Below are 19246 nucleotides of genomic sequence, written 5' to 3' on the forward strand. Positions count from 1 at the left end.
AGCCCTTAGGAACGTGTCCCCGCCGCCAGGTCCAGATCGGCGGCGATCCGGCCCGCGACCTCCTCCGCGTACGCCGCGTCCGGTCCCTCGAAGGCGGCCCGCGAGGGTCCGCGTACGAACGTCACGGCTCCCAGGGTCCGCCCCCGGCTGCGCAGCACCGTGCACAGCACGTGCGCCGCGCCCTCGGGCCAGTGGCGGGCCCGCGCCCACTCCGGGTCCACCGCCCCGCGCGGCGCGCTCGTCCGCACCGAGCCGATCCGGTCCAGGGCCTGCAGCGCCGGGTGTCCGGCCTCGTACCGCACGGGGATCGCCCCGGGCCCCGGCAGCGCGGGCGGCGAGACGGCGGAGCGTACGAGCCGCCGCCGCTCGGGACCGGCCGAGGGGTCCAGTACGTCCAGCAGCGCGTGCTCGGCGAAGCCCGCGAGGGCGAAGTCCAGGCGTACGGCCGCCGCCTCGGCCGGGTCCTCGCACTCGGCGGCGGCCCGGCCCGCGCGGTGCAGCTGGTGGGAGCGGAACCGCAGCTGCGCGGTGTCCAGCTGGGCCTGCCGGGCCTCGGTGACGTCCTGGAACAGCCAGGCCACCCCGAGCGGCACCGGCTCCTCCGCGAGCGGCGAGGCCAGCCTGAGGAACCCGCAGCGCAGGCACCGCCGGCGCGGCCCTTCCGGCGTCCGCACCGACACCCACAGCTCCACCGGGGCGGGCGGCGCCCCCTCGGCGAGCACGTGCTGGAGGGCGCCCTCGAGCTCCTCCACCCCCTGGACGAGCAGCTCCCCGAGGGGACGGCCCAGCAGAGCGGTGCGCCCGGCCCCCAGGGCCCGCGCGGCGTGCGTGTTGACCACGGCGGGCCGCAGGTCGACGTCGACGAGGACGACGCCCCACGCGGCGTCCTCCAGCAGGGCCTCGCTCAGCGCGATGGACCGCTCCAGGTCGATCTGCGCGTGCACCTCGGTGAACGCGCAGTACACCCCGGCCGGTTTCCCGTCCGCGCCCGGCACCCCGGCGGACTGGGTGCGTACGAGGACGCGCCCGCCGTCCTTGGTCAGCAGCGCGAACTCGTGCACCTGCCGGCCCGGCACGTCCTGGGCGGCCATGAGCCTGTCCTGCACGTCCTGTGCGTCGGCGGCCCGCACCGCCCATCCCTCGAAGCCCTTGCGCCCGACGGCCTCGGCAGCGGACCAGCCCAGGATCCGCTCGGCCTCGCGGTTCCAGTGGGTGATCACGCCATCGGAGTCGAACGCGCACAGCGCGGCGTCCATCCCGTCGAGCAGCGCTGCGAGCAGATCGTCGTCGGTGGTCTCGTCACGTCCGGAAGCAGTCACCTGGCACCCCCAGCAGGTGTTCGCGTGTGCGGCACGTCAGATCATTGAACTGGAACGTGACGCAGCCCACACCCCGTTCCTCCGAATACCCCGGAATGATCCGGTTCGGGCGGGGGTGGGGCCGGGATCGGCCGTCTCGAAGACGGGTCCCGAAATTCCCTTGAGCGGCGTCCGCAGGGGTGCCTACAGTGGCAGCACACTGAAAGGAGGTGATCCCGGAAATGTATGACATCCGGACGCGTGAGGTGACTGCGGGCTAAGCGCCCGTCGTCGCACGCACCCAGTGCGGTGCCCGGCGGGATCGCCGAGCGCCAATCCCAAGCAGTCACCCGACCCGCGGGCTCGCCGGCACGTCCGGCCGGCTTCTCTCACTGCAGGAGAGAAACCCGAGCCCGCGGGTCGTCTGCGTTCGCGGGCAGAAGTGGTTCACGGGCGGAGTCGGTCTACGGGCAGAGACGCTCGACGCGCCACTTCTCGGCATCGCGGACGTACCGCAGGCGGTCGTGGAGGCGGTTCTCGTGGCCCTGCCAGAACTCCACCTCGTCCGGCGTGACGCGCAGGCCGCCCCACTGCGGCGGGACCGGGACCTGTTCGCCCTCCGGGTAGCGGGCGGCGAGCTCCGCGTAGCGGCGGTCCAGTTCCGCGCGGGAGCCGATCACGCTGGACTGCTCGCTCGCCCAGGCGCCCAGCTGCGAGCCGTGCGGGCGGGAGCGGAAGTACGCCGCCGTCTCGTCGCGGCCGATGCGGGCCGCCGTACCGGTGACGACGACCTGGCGGGAGATGGGGTGCCAGGGGAAGAGCAGGGCGATGTGCGGGTTCTCGGCGAGCTCGCGGCCCTTGCGGGACTCGTAGTTGGTGAAGAAGACAAAGCCACGCTCGTCGAACTGCTTGAGCAGCACCGTACGGGAGCTGGGGCGGCCGTCGGCGGTCGCCGTGGAGACGATCATGGCGTTGGGTTCGAAGATGTGCGAGGCGGCGGCCTGCTGGAACCACCGGTCGAACTGCCGCATCGGGTCCTCGGCGAGGCTGTCCTCCTCCACGATCTCCGAGCGGTACTGCTTGCGCATGATGGCGGGGTCAAGGTCCTGGTGGGTCACGTTGGCCATCCTGCCGCAGCAGGCCCTGTGGAGGTGTGCCGTATGTCACGCTTCCGCAGTCCATCCGGAACGGACAAAATCTTGGGGCCGGTCCGAGGGTCCCCGCGGGGGTGACCATCGGCCGTGCCGGGCATCAACGGGGATGACCGCGCCGGACCGCGAATCACGCCGGGAGCCGCGCGTGTTCGCACTATCTGAGGAGCCGCCTGATGTCCGACTTCGTACCCGGGCTCGAAGGGGTCGTCGCGTTCGAGACGGAGATCGCCGAACCCGATAAGGAAGGCGGTGCGCTCCGCTACCGCGGTGTCGACATCGAAGACCTGGTCGGGCACGTCTCCTTCGGGAACGTGTGGGGCCTGCTGGTCGACGGAGCGTTCAACCCCGGCCTGCCCGCCGCCGAGCCCTTCCCGATCCCCGTCCACTCCGGTGACATCCGTGTCGACGTGCAGTCCGCGCTCGCCATGCTCGCCCCCGTGTGGGGTCTGAAACCGCTCCTGGACATCGACGAGCAGACCGCGCGCGACGATCTCGCGCGCGCGGCCGTCATGGCGCTGTCGTACGTCGCCCAGTCCGCCCGCGGCCAGGGCCTGCCGATGGTCCCGCAGCGGGAGATCGACAAGGCCGAGTCCGTCGTCGAGCGGTTCATGATCCGCTGGCGGGGCGAGCCGGACCCCAAGCACGTCAAGGCCGTCGACGCGTACTGGACCTCGGCCGCCGAGCACGGGATGAACGCCTCCACCTTCACCGCGCGCGTCATCGCCTCCACCGGCGCGGACGTGGCGGCGGCGCTGTCCGGCGCCGTCGGCGCGATGTCCGGGCCGCTGCACGGCGGGGCGCCCTCGCGGGTGCTCGGCATGATCGAGGAGATCGAGCGCACCGGCGACGCCGTGGCGTACGTGAAGAAGGCCCTGGACAAGGGCGAGCGGCTGATGGGCTTCGGGCACCGGGTCTACCGCGCCGAGGACCCGCGCGCCCGTGTGCTGCGGCGTACGGCCAAGGAGCTGGACGCGCCGCGCTACGAGGTGGCCGCCGCGCTGGAGAAGGCCGCGCTGGAGGAGCTGCACGCGCGCCGCCCCGACCGGGTGCTGGCCACCAACGTGGAGTTCTGGGCCGCGATCATGCTGGACTTCGCGGAGGTCCCGGCGCACATGTTCACCTCGATGTTCAGCTGCGCCCGTACCGCCGGCTGGTCGGCGCACATCCTGGAGCAGAAGCGCACGGGCCGCCTGGTGCGTCCGTCGGCGCGCTACATCGGCCCCGGCCGGCGTGACCCGCGGGACATCGGGGGCTACGCCGACATCGCCGACACCGCCTGATCCCTCGCGCAGGCACCGGCGAAGGGCGCCGTACCCCCGTGGCGGGGTGTGGCGCCCTTCGCGTTCCCGCGCGTCAGCCCAGGGTCGCGTCCAGGACGCGGGCCCACTGGGCGACCACGCGGTCGCGGCGGGCCGTGTCGTCGGTGAGCACGTTGGCCAGGCCGAGGCCGCGGGCCATGTCGAGGAGGCCCTGCACGGTCTCCCGTACGCCGGGGACGGACTCGTCCGCTCCCAGCAGTTCCACGGCGATGCGGTGGGTCTCCCGGCCGACGCGGGCCTCCAGTTCGGTGACCCGGGGGCGCAGCTGTTCCTCGTTGGAGGCGGCGACCCACAGCTGGAGCGCGGCCCGGAAGAGGGTGCCCGTGTACAGGTCCACGAGCGCCTCGACCACGGCGGGGCGGGCGGCCGGCCCGGCGTGGAAGAGCTCGCGCAGGGCGGTGGAGCGCTCCTCGGCGACGTACTCGACGGCCGCGGTGAACAGGTCCTCGCGCGTGCGGAAGTGGTGCTGGGCCGCGCCCCTGGAGACGCCGGCCCGTTCGGCGACGACGGAGACGGTGGAGCCCGCCCAGCCGTGTTCGGCCAGGCAGGAGACGGCTGCCTCGAGGAGGTGGCGGCGGGTGACGCGGCTGCGCGCCTGCTTGGGGCCGGGCGCGCCGGTCACAGCGACCATGACGGGTCCCGGCGCTCGAAGCGGGCGGTGATGCCCTCGCGGGCCTCGTCCGAGGCGAAGAGCGCGGCGGACAGCTCGGTCAGGCGGGCGCCGTCGCGGTCCAGGGCCTCGCGTACGGCGGCGGCGGTCAGTGCCTTGGTGGCGGCCAGGCCCTGCGGGGAGGCCTTGCGCAGGCCGGCGAGGACGGGCTCGAGGGCCTTGTCCACGTCTTCTTCCGCGTGCAGGGTCAGCAGGCCGATGCGGGCGGCTTCGGCGGCGCCGAAGGGCTCGGCGGTGAGGAAGTAGCGGGCGGCCGCGCGCGGTTCGAGACGCGGGAGCAGCGGCATGGAGATCACGGCGGGGGCCAGGCCCAGGTGGGTCTCGGTGAAGGCGTACGAGGACTTCGGCCCGGCGGCGGTGATGTCGCAGGCGCCGAGCAGGCCGAGGCCGCCCGCGCGGACGTGGCCGGTGACGCGGGCGAGGACGGGCTTGGGCAGTTCGGCGATCTCGCGGAGCAGGGCCAGGAAGTCGGCCGGGTCGCAGGGGGACTTGAGGTCGGCCCCGGCGCAGAAGGTGGTGCCGGTGTGGGTGAGGAGGACGGCGCGGGCCGCCGGGTCCGCTCCCGCCGCGGCGAGGGCGGCGCGCAGCTCCTCGACGAGGTCCGCGGAGAGTGCGTTGCGGTTGGCCGGGGAGTCCAGGGTGAGGGTGGTGATGCCGGTCGCTTGCGCGGCATGCACGAGTGGAGCCATGTCTCCTCCGGAGCGGGTGTTCGGTCGGGCGGGATCCTCCCGGGGGAGGGTATGTGGGCACTGCGCGCGCCGCCGCTGCCGGGGGCCGGTCCGCGGACCCCGGCCCCGGCGGTCAGTACGACTTGGGCAAGCCCAGGGTCTGGTGGGAGACGAAGCTGAGGATCATCTCGCGGCTGACCGGGGCGATGCGGGCCACGCGGGAGGCGGTGATGAGGGAGGCCAGGCCGTATTCGCGGGTGAGGCCGTTGCCGCCGAGGGTGTGGACGGACTGGTCCACCGCCCGGACGCAGGCCTCCGCGGCGGCGTACTTGGCCATGTTCGCGGCCTCGCCGGCGCCCATGTCGTCGCCGGCGTCGTAGAGGTGGGCGGCCTTCTGCATCATCAGGCGGGCCAGTTCCAGCTCGATGTGGGCCGCGGCGAGGGGGTGGGCCACGGCCTGGTGGGCGCCGATGGGGTCCTTCCACACCTGGCGGGTCTTGGCGTAGTCGACGGCCTTGGCGAGCGCGTAGCGGCCCATGCCGATGGCGAAGGCGGCGGTCATGATGCGTTCGGGGTTGAGGCCGGCGAAGAGCTGGAGCAGGCCCGCGTCCTCGTCGCCCACGAGCGCGTCGGCAGGCAGCCGGACCTCGTCCAGGGTCAGCTCGAACTGCTTCTCCGCGGCCTGTAGTTCCATGTCGATGACCGACCGGGAGAAGCCGGGGGCCTCGCGCGGGACGATGAACAGGCAGGGCTTGAGGCGGCCGCTCTTCACGCCTTGATCAGACACGATCTCGGTGCGGCCGACGATGAGGGTGGCGTCGGCGATGTCCACGCCGGAGATGAAGACCTTGCGGCCGTTCAGCACCCACTCGTCGCCGTCGCGCCGGGCGGTGGTGGTGATGCGGTGGGAGTTGGATCCGGCATCGGGTTCGGTGATGCCGAAGGCCATGGTGCGGCTGCCGTCGGCGAGGGCGGGGAGCCAGGCCCGCTTCTGGGCCTCGGTGCCGAAGCGGGAGATGACCGTGCCGCAGATGGCGGGTGAGACGACCATCATCAGGAGGGGACAGCCCGCGGCGCCGAGCTCCTCGAGGACGATGGACAGTTCGGCGATGCCGCCGCCTCCGCCGCCGTACTCCTCGGGCAGGTTGACGCCGAGGTAGCCGAGCTTGGCGGCGTCGGCCCACAGTTCGTCGGGGTGACCGCCCTCGCGGGCGACGCGGGCGAGGTACTCACGGCCGTACTTCTGGCCGAGGGCGGCGACCGCCGTGCGCAGGGCCTTGTGCTCTTGGGTTTCGATGGTGGCGGAGCTCATGACGGCGTTTCCTCCTGGACTACGGCGAGCAGGGCGCCGAACTCGACCTGTTGGCCGGTGGCGGCGTGGAGCGCGGTGAGCGTGCCGGAGGCGGGCGCGAGGATGCGGTGTTCCATCTTCATCGCCTCCAGCCAGAGCAGGGGCTGCCCGGCGGTGACGGCGCTGCCGGGGGCGAGGCCCTCGGCGACGCGGACGACGGTGCCGGGCATGGGGGCGAGCAGGGAGCCCGGTTCGGTGCGGTCCTGGGGGTCCGCGAACCGGGGGACGGGGACGAGGGTGTGGGCGCCGAGCGCCGAATCGACGTAGATCTCCGGCTTGTTCGAATTTTGTTTCACGTGGAACAGCCGTCGGATTCCCTCGACTTCGAGGGTGACGAGGGCGGGTTCGGCGGCCAGGACCCGGACTCCGGGCAGGTCCACCGGGTGGTAGCTCACCGTGTATTCGGTGGCCTCGCTGCCGGCCGCGGTGTAGCGGCGGGTCTGGGGCTGGGAGCGGACGTTGCGCCAGCCGCCCAGGCGCGCGGCCAGGGGGGCGTCCGGGGCCGGGGCCGCTTCGGCGAGGGCCGCGGCCAGGGCGGCCAGGGTGGCGTCCGGGGCGTCCTCGGTGAGGGCGGGGAGGTGGCGCTTGTAGAAGCCGGTGTCGAGCTGTCCGGCGGCGAACTCCGGGTGGCGCAGGGACCGTACGAGGAGCTCGCGGTTGGTGGTGAGCCCGTGGATGCGGGCTCCGGCCAGGGCGTGGGCGAGGACGCGTACGGCCTCGGCGCGGGTCGGGGCGTGGGCGACGACCTTGGCGAGCATGGGGTCGTAGTGGATGCCGACGGTGTCCCCGTCGGTGAAGCCGGTGTCGACGCGGACCTCCCCGGGCACGGCGAGGGTGTGCAGGACTCCGGTCTGCGGGCGCCAGTCCTGGGCGGGGTCCTCGGCGTAGAGGCGGGCCTCGACGGCATGGCCGACGGGCGCCGGGGGTGTCAGGGGCAGGGCCGTGCCCTCGGCGACGCGCAGCTGGAGGGCGACGAGGTCGAGGCCGAAGACCGCTTCGGTGACGGGGTGTTCGACCTGGAGGCGGGTGTTCATCTCCAGGAAGTACGGGCGTCCGTCGGCGGTGACGAGGAACTCGACGGTGCCGGCGCCCTGGTAGGAGACGGCGCGGGCGGCGGCGACCGCGGCCTCGTGGAGGCTTTCGCGCAGGCTTTCCGGCAGGCCGGGGGCCGGGGCCTCCTCGATGACCTTCTGGTGGCGCCGCTGGAGGGAGCAGTCGCGGGTGCCCAGAGCCCAGACGGTGCCGTGGGAGTCGGCGAGGATCTGCACCTCGACGTGGCGGCCGCGCTCGACGTAGGGCTCGGCGAAGACCTCGCCGTCGCCGAAGGCCGAGCGGGCCTCGGCGGAGGCGGCCTCCAGCTCCTCCTTGAGCGCGTCGAGTTCGCGGACCACGCGCATCCCGCGGCCACCGCCCCCGGCGGCCGCCTTGAGGAGCAGGGGCAGATCGGCGGCGGTGGCGGCAGCCGGGTCGACGGGTTCGAGGAGCGGCACCCCGGCGGCGCGCATCAGCTCCTTGGCCCGGGTCTTGGAGGCCATGGCCTCGATGGCCTCGGGGGGCGGGCCGATCCAGGTCAGCCCGGCGGCCCGGACCTCGCGGGCGAAGCCGGCGTTCTCGGAGAGGAAGCCGTAGCCGGGGTGGACGGCATCGGCGCCCGCGGCGAGGGCGGCCTTGATGATCAGGTCGCCGCGCAGGTAGGTGTCGGCGGGGGCCGCGCCGGGCAGCCGTACGGCCACGTCGGCGTCACGTACGTGCAGTGCGCTCTCGTCGGGGTCGGAGTGGACGGCGACTGTGGCCAGGCCCAGGGCGCGGGCGGTGCGGAAGACGCGGACGGCGATCTCGCCGCGGTTGGCCACGAGGAGGGAGTTGATGGTCATGTGCGGGCTCACATCCGGAAGACGCCGAAGCCGCCGCGGGCGCCCTCGACGGGGGCGTTGTGGACGGCGGACAGGCACAGGCCGAGGACGGTTCGGGTGTCGCGGGGGTCGATGATCCCGTCGTCGTACAGCCGCCCGGACAGGAAGGCCGGCAGGGACTCGGACTCGATCTGTGCCTCCACGAAGGCGCGCATGCCGGCGTCGGCCTCTTCGTCGTACGGCTGTCCCTTGGCGGCGGCGGACTGCCGGGCCACGATCGAGAGCACCCCGGCGAGCTGCTGGGGGCCCATGACGGCGGATTTGGCGCTGGGCCAGGCGAAGAGGAACCGGGGCTCGAAGGCGCGGCCGCACATGCCGTAGTGGCCGGCGCCGTAGGAGGCCCCGATCAGGACGGAGAGGTGCGGGACGCGGGAGTTGGAGACCGCGTTGATCATCATCGAGCCGTGCTTGATGATGCCGCCCTGCTCGTACTCCTTGCCGACCATGTAGCCCGTGGTGTTGTGGAGGAAGAGCAGCGGGATGTCGCGCTGGTTGGCGAGCTGGATGAACTGGGCGGCCTTCTGCGACTCGGCGCTGAACAGCACGCCCTGGGCGTTGGCGAGGACGCCGACCGGGTAGCCGTGCAGGGTGGCCCAGCCGGTGACGAGGCTGGTGCCGTAGAGCGGCTTGAACTCGTCGAAGTCGGAGCCGTCGACGATGCGGGCGATGACCTCGCGGGGGTCGAAGGGGGTCTTCAGGTCCGGCGGGACGATCCCGAGGAGCTCTTCGGGGTCGTACGCCGGCTCCTCGGCCTTCGGGGGCTCCGCGTGCGCCGTGCGGTGGTTCAGGCGGGCGACGACGCGGCGGGCCTGGCGGATCGCGTCGTGCTCGTCGAGGGCGAAGTAGTCGGCGAGGCCGGAGCTGCGGGCGTGCATGTCCGCTCCGCCGAGGGACTCGTCGTCGCTCTCCTCGCCGGTGGCCATCTTGACCAGCGGCGGACCGCCGAGGAACACCTTGGAGCGGTCCTTGATCATGATGGTGTGATCGGACATGCCGGGGACGTACGCGCCTCCGGCGGTGGAGTTGCCGAAGACGACGGCGATGGTCGGGATGCCCTCGGCGGAGAGCCGGGTGAGGTCGCGGAAGATCGCGCCGCCCGGGATGAAGATCTCCTTCTGGGAGGGCAGGTCGGCGCCGCCGGACTCCACGAGGCTGATGCAGGGGAGCCGGTTCTGCCGGGCGATCTCGTTGGCCCGGAGGGCCTTCTTCAGGGTCCAGGGGTTGCTGGCGCCGCCGCGGACGGTGGGGTCGTTGGCGGTGACCAGGCACTGGACGCCCTCGACCGTGCCGATGCCGGTGACCATGGAGGCGCCGATGGGGTAGTCGCTGCCCCAGGCGGCGAGCGGGGACAGCTCCAGGAACGGGGTGTCCGGGTCGAGGAGCAGCTCGATGCGCTCGCGGGCCAGGAGCTTGCCGCGGGCCCGGTGGCGGGCGGTGTACTTCTCGCCGCCGCCGGCGAGCGCCTTGGCGTGCTCGGCGTCGAGCGCGGCCAGGCGTTCCAGGGCGGCGGTACGGGCCTGCGCGTGCTCGGGGGCGTGGGGGTCGACGGTGGTGCCGAGGCGGGTCATGAGCCGGTCCCCTCCGGGGCGGACAGTAGGTGGTTCGGGATGTCGAGGTGGCGGGCGCGGAGCCATTCGCCGAGGGCCTTGGCCTGGGGGTCGAAGCGGTGGCCTGAGGCGACGCCGTCGCCGAGGATGCCGGTGAGGGTGAAGTTCAGGGCCCGGAGGTTCGGGAGCGCGTGACGGGTGACGGGGAGACCGGCGGTCTCGGGGAGCAGGTCCTGGAGGGTCTCCACCGTGAGGGTGCGGTGCAGCCAGTCCCATGCGGCGTCGGACTCGACCCACACGCCGATGTTGGCGTCGCCGCCCTTGTCTCCGCTGCGGGCCCCGGCCACCGCCCCCAGGGGGGCGCGGGTGGTGGGCCCTGCGGGGCTCTCCCCTACCCGCCCCTTCCCGAAACTGGGGCTCCGCCCCAGACCCCGCTCCTCAAGCTCCCCCAGACTCCGTCCGGGGGGACCCCCAGGAGGGGCTGGATCGTGCGGCGCAGCGGGCATCGGCAGGCGGGTGCCGTCCGGGAGGACCGCGGTGTGGGGGACCTCGTCCGCCGGGATCAGGGCCGAGGTGAAGACCCCGTACGGCTGGGCCGGGCCCGGTGGGGTCGTGACGTGGAAGCCCGGGTAGCTGGCCAGGGCGAGTTCGATCGCCGCCGAGGTCAGCTCGCGGCCCACCCGGTCCGGAGACGGGTCGCGGACCACCAGGCGCAGCAGGGCACTCGCCGTCTCCTCCGTCGGGGCGTCCTCGTGGTCGGTGCGGGCAAGGGTCCAGTCGACGGTGGCCACGCCCTCCAGGGCATCGGACAGCTGGGAGCGGACCAGCCGCGCCTTCGCCTCGATGTCCAGGCCGGTCAGGACGAAGACCACCTCGTTGCGCCAGCCGCCGATGCGGGTGACGCCCACCTTGAGGGAGGACGGCGGCGGTTCGCCGAGCACGCCCGAGACGCGGACGCGGTCGGGGCCGTCCCCGGACAGCCGGACAGCGTCCAGGCGGGCGGTCACGTCTGGGCCGAGGTAGCGGACGCCCTGGGTTTCGTAGAGGAGTTGGGCGGTGACGGTGCCGGCCGAGACGACTCCGCCCGTCCCCGGGTGCTTGGTGATCACCGAGGAGCCGTCCTCGGAGATCTCCGCGAGGGGGAAGCCGGGGCGGCGGACGTCGTGCGCGGTGAAGAACGAGTAGTTCCCGCCGGTGGCCTGGGTGCCGCATTCCAGGACGTGGCCCGCGACCACCGCCCCCGCCAGCCTGTCGTGGTCGTCCGGCGCCCAGTCGAACCACCAGGCCGCCGGTCCGCTGACCAGCGCCGCGTCCGTGACCCGGCCGGTCACGACCACGTCCGCGCCCGCCCGCAGGCAGGCGGTGATCCCGGCGCCCCCGAGGTAGGCGTTGGCGGTCAGCGCACCCTCGGAGTACGGCATCAGGTCGTCGCCCTCGACGTGCGCGACGGTGACGGGAACACCCGCCTTGGCCGCCAGCGCCCGTACGGCGTCTGCCAGTCCGGCCGGGTTCAGGCCGCCCGCGTTCGCGACGATCCGTACGCCCCGCTCGTGCGCGAGCCCGAGCCCCTCCTCCAGCTGGCGCAGGAAGGTCTTCGCGTAGCCGAGGTCCGGGTTCTTCAGGCGGTCGCGGCCGAGGATGAGCATGGTCAGCTCGGCCAGGTAGTCCCCGGTCACCACGTCCAGCGGGCCGCCGGTCAGCATCTCGCGCAGGGCGTCGAACCGGTCCCCGTAGAAACCCGAGGCATTGCCGATCAGCAGGGGGCGGCGCGTCATCGGGAGCCTTCCGGCGCGCGGCCGGGGCCCGCCGGGCCCGCGAAGGCCTGCGCGATGTCGAGCCAGCGGTCCGCGTCGGGGCCGGTCGCGGCCAGGGACAGGTCGGCGCGGTGGGCCCGCTGGGTCACCAGGAGGCAGAAGTCGAGCGCCGGGCCCGTGACCCGCTGCGGGGCGTCCGGGGGCCCGTACGTCCACACCCCGGCGCCGTCGGGGGCCGTCAGCTCCACCCGGAACTCCTCGGCGGGCGCGGGCAGTCCGCGTACGGCGTAGGCGTAGTCGCGGGCCCGTACCCCGATCCGGGCCACGTGCCGCAGCCGTGCCGTCGGGGTGCGGCGTACGCCGAGCGCGTCGGCGACGTCCTGGCCGTGCGCCCAGGTCTCCATCAGCCGTGCGCTCGCCATCGAGGCGGCCTTCATCGGGGGCCCGTACCAGGGGAAGCGGGTGTCGGGCGAGGCCGCGGCGAGGGCCGCGTCGAGGCCGGTGCGCCCGGACCGCCAGCGGGCGAGCAGCTCGGCGGGCGGCAGCGCCGCGCCCTCTTCCGCCCCCTCGTCGACGAAGGAGTCGGGGGCCTTGAGGGCCTCCTCGACCATGAGGCCGAAGCCGGCGGCGTCGATGAGGGAGAGCAGCGCGGCCCGGTCGGTCCAGTGCAGGTGGGCGATCTGGTGGGCGATGCTCCAGCCGGGCGCGGGGGTGGGCCGGGCCCAGTCGGGGCCGGACAACTCCCCGACCAGGGCGTCGAGTTCCCGCCCCTCCTCGCGCAGGTCGGCGAAGACGGCTGCGGTGGCATCGACGGCGGACGGATCGGGCACGGCGTGCTCCCCTCTCGGCGTGAGGGGAAGACTGGCAGCCGTCACGAAAACAATCAAGCACGCTTGCATGATTTGTTCGCAGGGTGGCGCGTTCCCGCCACCCACGCCAACCGCCCCCATACGACGGGAAGTTGTGGACCTCCCCTGACGGGCACCGGTCCCGCGGCGGCGCGGTCACCGGACGGGAGGGGGCGATTCAGGCCGTAAGCCGGAAACTCGCGATACGTCACTGGATGTCCCGTCGATACTGGACGTTCCGCTCCGGGCCCGGGCGAGCGCGCAGCACGTTCATGTCACTCGACGCAGACGACGACGAAGAGGATGAACTGACGTGACTCCAGCCGCCCGAACCCCGCAGCCTCCCCAGGGTCCCCAGACCCCCTTCTCCCTCTACCCCGAACTCGACGCGAACGCCCTGAACGCCTACGTCACCGCCCTCGAGAGCGGTGACGTCACCGGCCTCTCCCCCGCCCGCGCCGCCGAGGTCGCCGAGGTCCGGGCCGTCGTCGTCTTCACCCGCGGCAAGGTGACCGGCGCCGACGGGGACCTGCTCGACGCCGCGCTCTGGCGCCACACCGGCAGCCTGCCGCGCCCGCTGATCGTGATGCCCTCGCCGTGGACCAGCCTGGGCTGGCTCGTGTACGCCGTCCAGGCGGGCATCTTCGCGGCCCGCGGCTACAACGTCCTCGCCTACACCACCCGCGGCTTCCCCGGCTCCGAGGGCCAGGTGGAGGTGGCGGGCCCGCTCGACGTCGTCGACGGCAGCCGGGCCCTGGACCACCTCATCGAGCGCACCGCCGGCCCGGTGACGAGGATCGGCTTCCTCGGGGACTCGTACGGTTCGGGCATCAGCCAGCTGGTCGCCGCGCACGACACCCGCGTCGACGCCGTGGTCGCGCTCAGCAGCTGGGGTGACCTCGGGGAGGCGTTCTACGAGAACTCCACCCGCCACGTCGAAGCCGTACGGGCCCTGCTCAAGGCGGCCGAGAAGGCGAGGCTGAGCCCGCAGACGCAGAGCGTCTTCGACAACGTCCTCGCCAACCGCGACATCCAGGGCACCCTGGCGTGGGCGGAGACGCGCTCGCCCTTCACGCACATCAAGGAGCTCAACCGCCGCCAGGTGCCGGTCCTCTACGCGCACGCCTGGCACGAGACGCTCTTCCCGGCCAACCAGACGCTGAAGATGTTCAACGAACTGACCGGCCCCAAGCGCATGGTCCTGTCCATCGGCGACCACTCCGGCCCCGAGTCCTCGGGCATGTTCGGGCTGCCGAACCGGATCTGGACGGAAGCCCACCGCTGGTTCGACCACCACCTCAAGGAGATCGAGAACGGCATCGGCGACGAGGGCCAGGTGCTCAGCGAGGTCATGTGGAACCAGACCCTCGAACCCCGCCCGACCTGGCCCTCCCTCACCGAGCACATCCACCGGCTGCACCTGGCGGGCAGCGGGGAACTGGCCGAGGCGCCGGAGGCCGGCTGGACGGCGACCGTGCTGTGCGGGGTGGACACCCCGGCGACCGTCGCCGACGCGGTCGTCCTGTCCGGCTACGCGGAGATGGCCGGCCGGCCGAAGGTCTACCCGACGGGCGAGATCGACCGCTCCGTCGCCGCCGTGTGGGCGTCGGCCCCGGTGGAGGAGACCACCCGGCTGCGGGGCACGCCGAAACTGCGGGTCACCTACCGGGCGCCCAACCCCGGCTCCGCCTTCGTGGCGTACCTCCTCGACACGGCGCCCGACGGGACGGCGCACATCGTCACGCACGCCCCGTACACCGATCTCGACTCGCCGCCCGACAGCCTGATCAGCGCGGACATCGACCTCCAGGCCACGGCGTACGACGTCCCGCGCGGCAACCGGCTGATGCTGGTGATCGACGCCCGCGACCCCTTCTACGGTGACGCCAACCTGCCGCGCGCGACGCTGGCGTTCACCTCACCGGAGGCGACGCCCTCGTACCTGGACCTGCCGCTCGGCTGACCCGCACGGGAGGGGTCCGTCAGGGGTGGGGAGTCGTCGTCGGCGTCGCCTCCGCTGTGCGTGGTCCCCGTGAACTGGAAGGGTGGCTCGAACGGGCCCATGACCAGCAGCTGTTCCGTCTCGTCCTGGCTGTCGACCAGCCGCTGGTACGAGGCTGCGGGGCTCTTCACGACGGGCGGCGGTACCGTCTCGCGGTCGACGCCCACGAGCGTCACGCGGCCGGCGCTTTCGTCGTGAACGAGGTGGCGGAACTCCTCCAGCCAGTCCTGCCTGGGCCCGTTCCGTCCGAAGGCCTTGAGCATGGCGACAGTGGTCTGTGCCGGAGGGAGGTCCGACAGGTCCGGCTGGAGCATGCGGGCGAGATCCGCGGCCGCCTTGTGGTAGACCGCTTCATCCTCGGTTCTGGACATCGGCTCTCCTCTGTCGGCGTGGCCGCGGTGGCGGCCACGGCGTCCGAGGGGCCTCACTGTGGTGGCTGCGCCGACCTGCGGCGCAGCCACCACGCGGGGCCTCCGGGTCAGGTCAGGACAGGGCCCTGATGAGGGGCGGCAGACAGTCGGCGGCCACGTTGAGCGCGGCCGAGAGCCAGCTCTTGCGCTCCGCCTCGGACAGGCCCGCAGGAAGCGGCAGGTCGATCTTCCCGCCGTCGTACGCCTGGTGGTCCTTCTTGTAGTCCTTGCTGAACGCCTCGATGGCCAGCGGCAGCCCGACGGCCACCAGCGTCTCGACGAGGCCGAAGAACTTGTCGTTGCCGCGGAACTCGGACGGGATCTTCTGCGCGATCTGCGCGTGGACGTCACCCTTCGCGGCGCCACCGACAGGAGCGGCGCTCTTGGTGAGCTCGTCGATCACCGCAGGGATGAGAATGCTGCCTGCTTCGAAGATCGCGTCCCAGAACTTCGGCTCGGCGAGGTTGTACGGGTTGTCCAGCGTCGGGCGGAGCGCCTTGCCCTGCCCGGGAGGCGGCGCCGCCGCGGCGATGGCCGGGGCGAAGAGGGCACTGCACGTCTGCACGTCGGAGTACCAGCCGTCGCCGGAGACGAAGTCCTTGCCGGCGGTCTTGTTGCTCGCCTTCTTCAGTTCGTCGAGGAAGGTGTCGACGGCCTTGTCGACCTTGAGGGTGGTGGTCATCTCGGATGTTCCTTTCGTTGCGCTTCCTTCGGATCCGAAGGAAGCGGAGGGGGACTTCGCTGCTGTGTCCATCGCGAAGGATGCGGACTTGAGGAGGTCTTCGACCTTCCTGATCAGCTCCTTGCTCACCTCGGCCATGGAGATGAGCGTCCGGGCGAGCTGCTCCTCGCGGCCGGACGGGGCAAAGATGCACGGGGTCTGGCTCATGTTGAGCGATGCCAGCCGGTCCGCGGCCCGGGACACCAGGTCCGCGACCGGGATGGCCCCGTCCACTTCGCGCAGGAGGGCGTAGGTGAACGCCGAGAGCCAGTCGGTCGGCGCGCTGCCCGCGGCGGCGGTCTGGTCCGCGCGGCATGCCGTGATCAGGATGCCGTTCAGTTCACCGGTACCGGGCACGACCCCCTTGGGTACGAACGCCTTGCCCGGCGAGTTCGCGAAGTTGAAGAGCAGGGACGACTCGTCGCGCAGCGCCGGCCGGCCGAACGGCTTCACCGCACGACAGGCCGTCAGCGTGTTCGCCTTCGAGAGGGCCTTTTCCGGCGGCGCCGTGAACACCTTGGTCCGTACGAGGCGGGTGGCCTTGTCGAGGAAGAAGGTCTTCTCCATGCCCCCGGAGTGGCAGGCGTCGAGGATCACGGTGAGCACTCCGCGCGGCAACCCCGCTGTACGTCGGACCAGCTCCGTGTCCTCCAGGAACTCGTCGTAGCAGCAGAGGACTTCCGTCATCACGTCACCCTTGAGATAGCGGTATCCGTGGGACGACTGGAAGAAGACCCGGCGATCGCCCGGCTGCGCGCCTTGGCAGAGCCAGTCCAGCCCCTCCCTGGTTCGGTCCAGGGTGGCGTCGGCGTCGTGCAGGACGCGGATCTCCGAATCGGCGAATCCGAGCTTTCCCAGCAGGTCCTTGAAGGCCGCCGTGTCGGCGATACAGCTGTTCAGGCGATTCGCCGGATCCGGGTATTCGTCGATTCCGACGAGTAGTGCCCGATCTGTCATCACTGCCCCTTTCTTCGTCGTGCGGATTGTTTGTCACGGACCCGAAGGAAGAATCGTTTGCTCGTCCCGAGAGAAATGCGGAATCGATTCTCCCGTGCAACCGGACAGCATCTCCTCGCGTCGGTCGGAGACAAAGGCTCTCGATGAGCACAACTTCATGCTTCGACCTATCCGGTTGCCCGGCAACATGGAACGATCGACTACCGCTGACTTAAGAAAGCTGTTGACGGTTGGACAGTTCGAGGGAGGCGACCAGGTGCCACGGGCAGGGCAGTCCCGAAAAGCAGCGGATGACGCACTCACCGATCGCATCTCCGTAGGACTGATCATTCGCACGTTCCCGCCGGAATTGGTGGACGCCGTGGTCGCCTCGTGCGGGCGCACGGAACACCGCCAAAGACTGCTGCCGTCGCGGACCACCGTCTATTTCGTCCTGGCGATATGCCTCTTCACGCAGGAGAGTTACGCACGCGTCGCCGAGCTCCTCACCGACGGGCTGCTCTGGGCCGGAGTGGACCACGCGGCGCGCCGGCTGCCGACGACCGCCGCCATCTCACGCGCGCGGGCCCGCTTGGGACCGGAGCCGCTGGCCGGTCTGTTCGCCGAGGTGACCCGCCCGTCCGGCTCGCGTCCTGCACCCGGAGACCGGTACCGCCACTGGCGGGTGGTGACCGCCGACACCGCGGCCGTCCCGGTCCCGGAAAGCGAGGAGAACCGCTCCTGCTACGGAGGGCAGCCTGCCGCCGTACCCGCCCAGAGGCGGCTCCCGCATTCCCCCCGCGGGGACCTTCCCCGCGTTCATGTGCTCGCCCTGGGCGGGCACATCAGCCACACCATCCGCCACGCTGTCCTGGAACGACCGCCCGACCACTCCATCGGGACGCTCGCCCGGGAACTGTGCGGCGCCCTCGGAACCGGCGACCTCCTGCTGGCCGATGACGAATTCGACGATCCGGTCACGCTGGCGGGCGCGCGGGCCACGGGTGCGGATCTGGTCTGGCGGACACGTCCCCGCGCACCGCTGCAGACCACCGACCTGCTCCCCGACGGCTCCCGCCTGTGCGAACTGGCCGGCCTCCCCGGCGCCGTCCGCGTGATCGGCGCCGCTCCGACCTCAGGCGCCCCTCTTGCGACCACCGTCCTGGACCACCAGGAGGCCCCCGCCCCGGAGCTGATCGCGCTCCATCGCCGCAGATGGCGCCTGCACGCTTCTCTCGCATCCCTCGGCACCCTGGCCCCCGGCAGGCCGCAAGTCCTGCGCTCCCGCTGGCCCGACGGCGTCGAACAGGAGGTATGGGGCCACCTCCTGGTTCACCACACCATCCGCAGCCTGATGCACCCGACGGAGCCGTGACCGTTCGGCCGTTAAGTCAGCGGTACACCCCGCCTCCCGCCAAGGACTTCGTTCGGGGAGGGACCTGCCCCTTCGTCAACTCCACTGCCCACAAGCGCGGAAGAGACAAAAGGGATAGATCGTGGCATGGTGGTGAGGTGAGGGTGAGGTAGCCCCTCGGTTGGGAGGTCTCCCCGATGGTCCCTTTGGATCTGGTCGGACTTACCTCGCTGATGAAGCTCACGAGCGGCGAGCGCGAGATCGCGATCGGGCTGCTCGACGGACCGGTCGCCATGGATCACCCCGCACTGACCGCCGAGAGCATCCGGCAGCTTCCCGGTGGCGGCCCCTGCTTCCTGCCCGGGAGTTCGGCATGCCGACACGGCACCTTCATCGCCGGCATCCTCGTGGCGCGCCGTGGCGGAGCGGCTCCGGCCATCTGCCCCGGTTGCACCGTGATCGCGCGTCCCGTCTTCGCCGAGACGACGTCTGACGGACAGCGGCTTCCGAGCGTGACGGCTCCGCGGCTGGCCGAGGCGATCTGCGCATGCGTCGATGCGGGTGCGCAGGTGCTGAACCTGAGTGCGGGGATGTCACAGCCCTCCACCAGGCAGGAGCGGGAACTGCACATGGCCCTGAACTACGCGGCCGGGCACGGCGCACTTGTGGTCGTGGCCGCGGGCAATCAAGGGACGCTGGGCAGCAGCGCGCTCACACGCCACCCCTGGGTGATCCCCGTCGTGGGGTACGGCATGGACGCGCAGCCCATGGCGCAGTCGAACCTCGGGAGCTCGATGGGCAAGCGAGGGCTGGGCGCACCGGGCGAGAACGTGACCAGCCTCAGCCCGAACGGAGGGCTGCAGACCCAGGACGGCACCAGCGTCGCGGCCGCGTTCGTGACCGGCGCCATCGCGTTGCTGTGGTCACGGTTCCCGAAGGCGAGCGTCTCGGAGATCAAGAGAGCCGTGACGGGCGGCCATGGGCCTCGGCGCACCAGCGTCGTCCCACCCCTGCTCGACGCCTGGAGGGCACATCAGACGTTGTCGGTCACACAGTCAGCGAGGGACACGCAATGAGCGAGCACGTGGAAACGCCTTCCGAAGAAGGACGCAGGAACCCGCACAAGGTGCGCCTTCCCGGATTCATCAACGACGAAGAGATCGGCCTCGGGGACGTCGTCCGAAGGGCGACGTCAGCCGTGGGGATCAAACCGTGCGGTGGTTGCACCGAGCGCGCCAGGCGGCTCAACGACTGGATGGTCTTCTCCCCCCAAGGTTCGGCCGATTCGTGAAGCAACGGTA

The 19246-nt window shown here is 71.9% G+C and carries 16 protein-coding genes; 5 read left to right on the top strand and 11 right to left on the bottom strand.

Annotated features, from left to right (window positions below):
• Window positions 1-5 precede the first annotated feature (5 nt).
• Together JIW86_RS18815 and pdxH are read right to left on the bottom strand one after the other, a co-directional pair.
• Complete coding sequence (locus tag JIW86_RS18815; RefSeq protein WP_257554964.1) at window positions 6-1319, bottom strand: PAS domain-containing protein; 1314 nt, start codon at window positions 1317-1319, stop codon at window positions 6-8.
• 443 nt (window positions 1320-1762) lie between these two features.
• On the bottom strand, window positions 1763-2425 hold the full coding sequence (gene pdxH / locus JIW86_RS18820) for a pyridoxamine 5'-phosphate oxidase (RefSeq protein ID WP_257554965.1): 663 nt from the start codon (window positions 2423-2425) through the stop codon (window positions 1763-1765).
• Window positions 2426-2625: 200 nt separating this feature from the next.
• Between pdxH and JIW86_RS18825 the strand changes: the two genes are divergently transcribed.
• Window positions 2626-3732, top strand: a complete 1107-nt coding sequence (locus JIW86_RS18825) for a citrate synthase 2 (protein ID WP_215139520.1) — start codon at window positions 2626-2628, stop codon at window positions 3730-3732.
• 73 nt (window positions 3733-3805) lie between these two features.
• Here the strand turns inward: JIW86_RS18825 and JIW86_RS18830 are convergent, their stop codons facing one another.
• The 7 genes from JIW86_RS18830 to JIW86_RS18860 all read right to left on the bottom strand — a co-directional run bounded on the left by JIW86_RS18830 (window position 3806) and on the right by JIW86_RS18860 (window position 12504).
• Entirely contained in the window at window positions 3806-4402 is a 597-nt protein-coding gene (locus JIW86_RS18830; protein ID WP_257554966.1) for a TetR/AcrR family transcriptional regulator, read from the bottom strand.
• Window positions 4390-5130, bottom strand: a complete 741-nt coding sequence (locus JIW86_RS18835; protein WP_257554968.1) for an enoyl-CoA hydratase family protein — start codon at window positions 5128-5130, stop codon at window positions 4390-4392. The genes JIW86_RS18830 and JIW86_RS18835 overlap by 13 nt, the downstream gene beginning before the upstream one ends.
• Window positions 5131-5242: 112 nt before the next feature.
• Window positions 5243-6421, bottom strand: a complete 1179-nt coding sequence (locus JIW86_RS18840) for an acyl-CoA dehydrogenase family protein (RefSeq protein WP_257554969.1) — start codon at window positions 6419-6421, stop codon at window positions 5243-5245.
• Complete coding sequence (locus tag JIW86_RS18845; RefSeq protein ID WP_322975533.1) at window positions 6418-8334, bottom strand: acetyl/propionyl/methylcrotonyl-CoA carboxylase subunit alpha; 1917 nt, start codon at window positions 8332-8334, stop codon at window positions 6418-6420. The genes JIW86_RS18840 and JIW86_RS18845 overlap by 4 nt, the downstream gene beginning before the upstream one ends.
• Before the next feature lie 8 nt (window positions 8335-8342).
• Window positions 8343-9941, bottom strand: a complete 1599-nt coding sequence (locus tag JIW86_RS18850) for an acyl-CoA carboxylase subunit beta (RefSeq protein ID WP_257554971.1) — start codon at window positions 9939-9941, stop codon at window positions 8343-8345.
• On the bottom strand, window positions 9938-11695 hold the full coding sequence (locus tag JIW86_RS18855) for an acyclic terpene utilization AtuA family protein (RefSeq protein ID WP_257554973.1): 1758 nt from the start codon (window positions 11693-11695) through the stop codon (window positions 9938-9940). Before JIW86_RS18855 ends, JIW86_RS18850 begins: the two co-directional genes overlap by 4 nt.
• Window positions 11692-12504: a TIGR03084 family metal-binding protein gene (locus tag JIW86_RS18860; RefSeq protein ID WP_257554975.1), complete on the bottom strand. Its 813-nt coding sequence runs from the start codon at window positions 12502-12504 to the stop codon at window positions 11692-11694. Before JIW86_RS18860 ends, JIW86_RS18855 begins: the two co-directional genes overlap by 4 nt.
• 331 nt (window positions 12505-12835) lie before the next feature.
• Between JIW86_RS18860 and JIW86_RS18865 the strand changes: the two genes are divergently transcribed.
• Complete coding sequence (locus JIW86_RS18865) at window positions 12836-14485, top strand: CocE/NonD family hydrolase (RefSeq protein WP_257554977.1); 1650 nt, start codon at window positions 12836-12838, stop codon at window positions 14483-14485.
• On the opposite strand, the gene JIW86_RS18870 is transcribed toward JIW86_RS18865, so the two are convergent.
• Entirely contained in the window at window positions 14398-14895 is a 498-nt protein-coding gene (locus JIW86_RS18870; RefSeq protein WP_257554979.1) for a hypothetical protein, read from the bottom strand. The two genes, JIW86_RS18865 and JIW86_RS18870, sit on opposite strands and share 88 nt — an antisense overlap.
• 112 nt (window positions 14896-15007) lie before the next feature.
• A complete protein-coding gene (locus JIW86_RS18875; protein WP_257554981.1) occupies window positions 15008-16612 on the bottom strand; it encodes a caspase family protein in 1605 nt (534 codons plus the stop codon).
• A 187-nt stretch (window positions 16613-16799) separates the two neighbouring features.
• On the opposite strand from JIW86_RS18875, the gene JIW86_RS18880 reads away from it, so the two are divergent.
• The 3 genes from JIW86_RS18880 (at window position 16800) to JIW86_RS18890 (ending at window position 19236) form a co-directional block, all read left to right on the top strand.
• Window positions 16800-17966 (top strand): transposase domain-containing protein, encoded by a 1167-nt coding sequence (locus JIW86_RS18880; protein ID WP_257559358.1) that lies wholly within the window; start codon window positions 16800-16802, stop codon window positions 17964-17966.
• Between the two features lie 185 nt (window positions 17967-18151).
• Complete coding sequence (locus JIW86_RS18885; protein WP_257554983.1) at window positions 18152-19021, top strand: S8 family peptidase; 870 nt, start codon at window positions 18152-18154, stop codon at window positions 19019-19021.
• A complete protein-coding gene (locus JIW86_RS18890) occupies window positions 19018-19236 on the top strand; it encodes a hypothetical protein (RefSeq protein WP_215139534.1) in 219 nt (72 codons plus the stop codon). Before JIW86_RS18885 ends, JIW86_RS18890 begins: the two co-directional genes overlap by 4 nt.
• Window positions 19237-19246: the final 10 nt, after the last annotated feature.

The organism is Streptomyces sp. NBC_00162 (assembly GCF_024611995.1).
Taxonomy (GTDB): domain Bacteria; phylum Actinomycetota; class Actinomycetes; order Streptomycetales; family Streptomycetaceae; genus Streptomyces.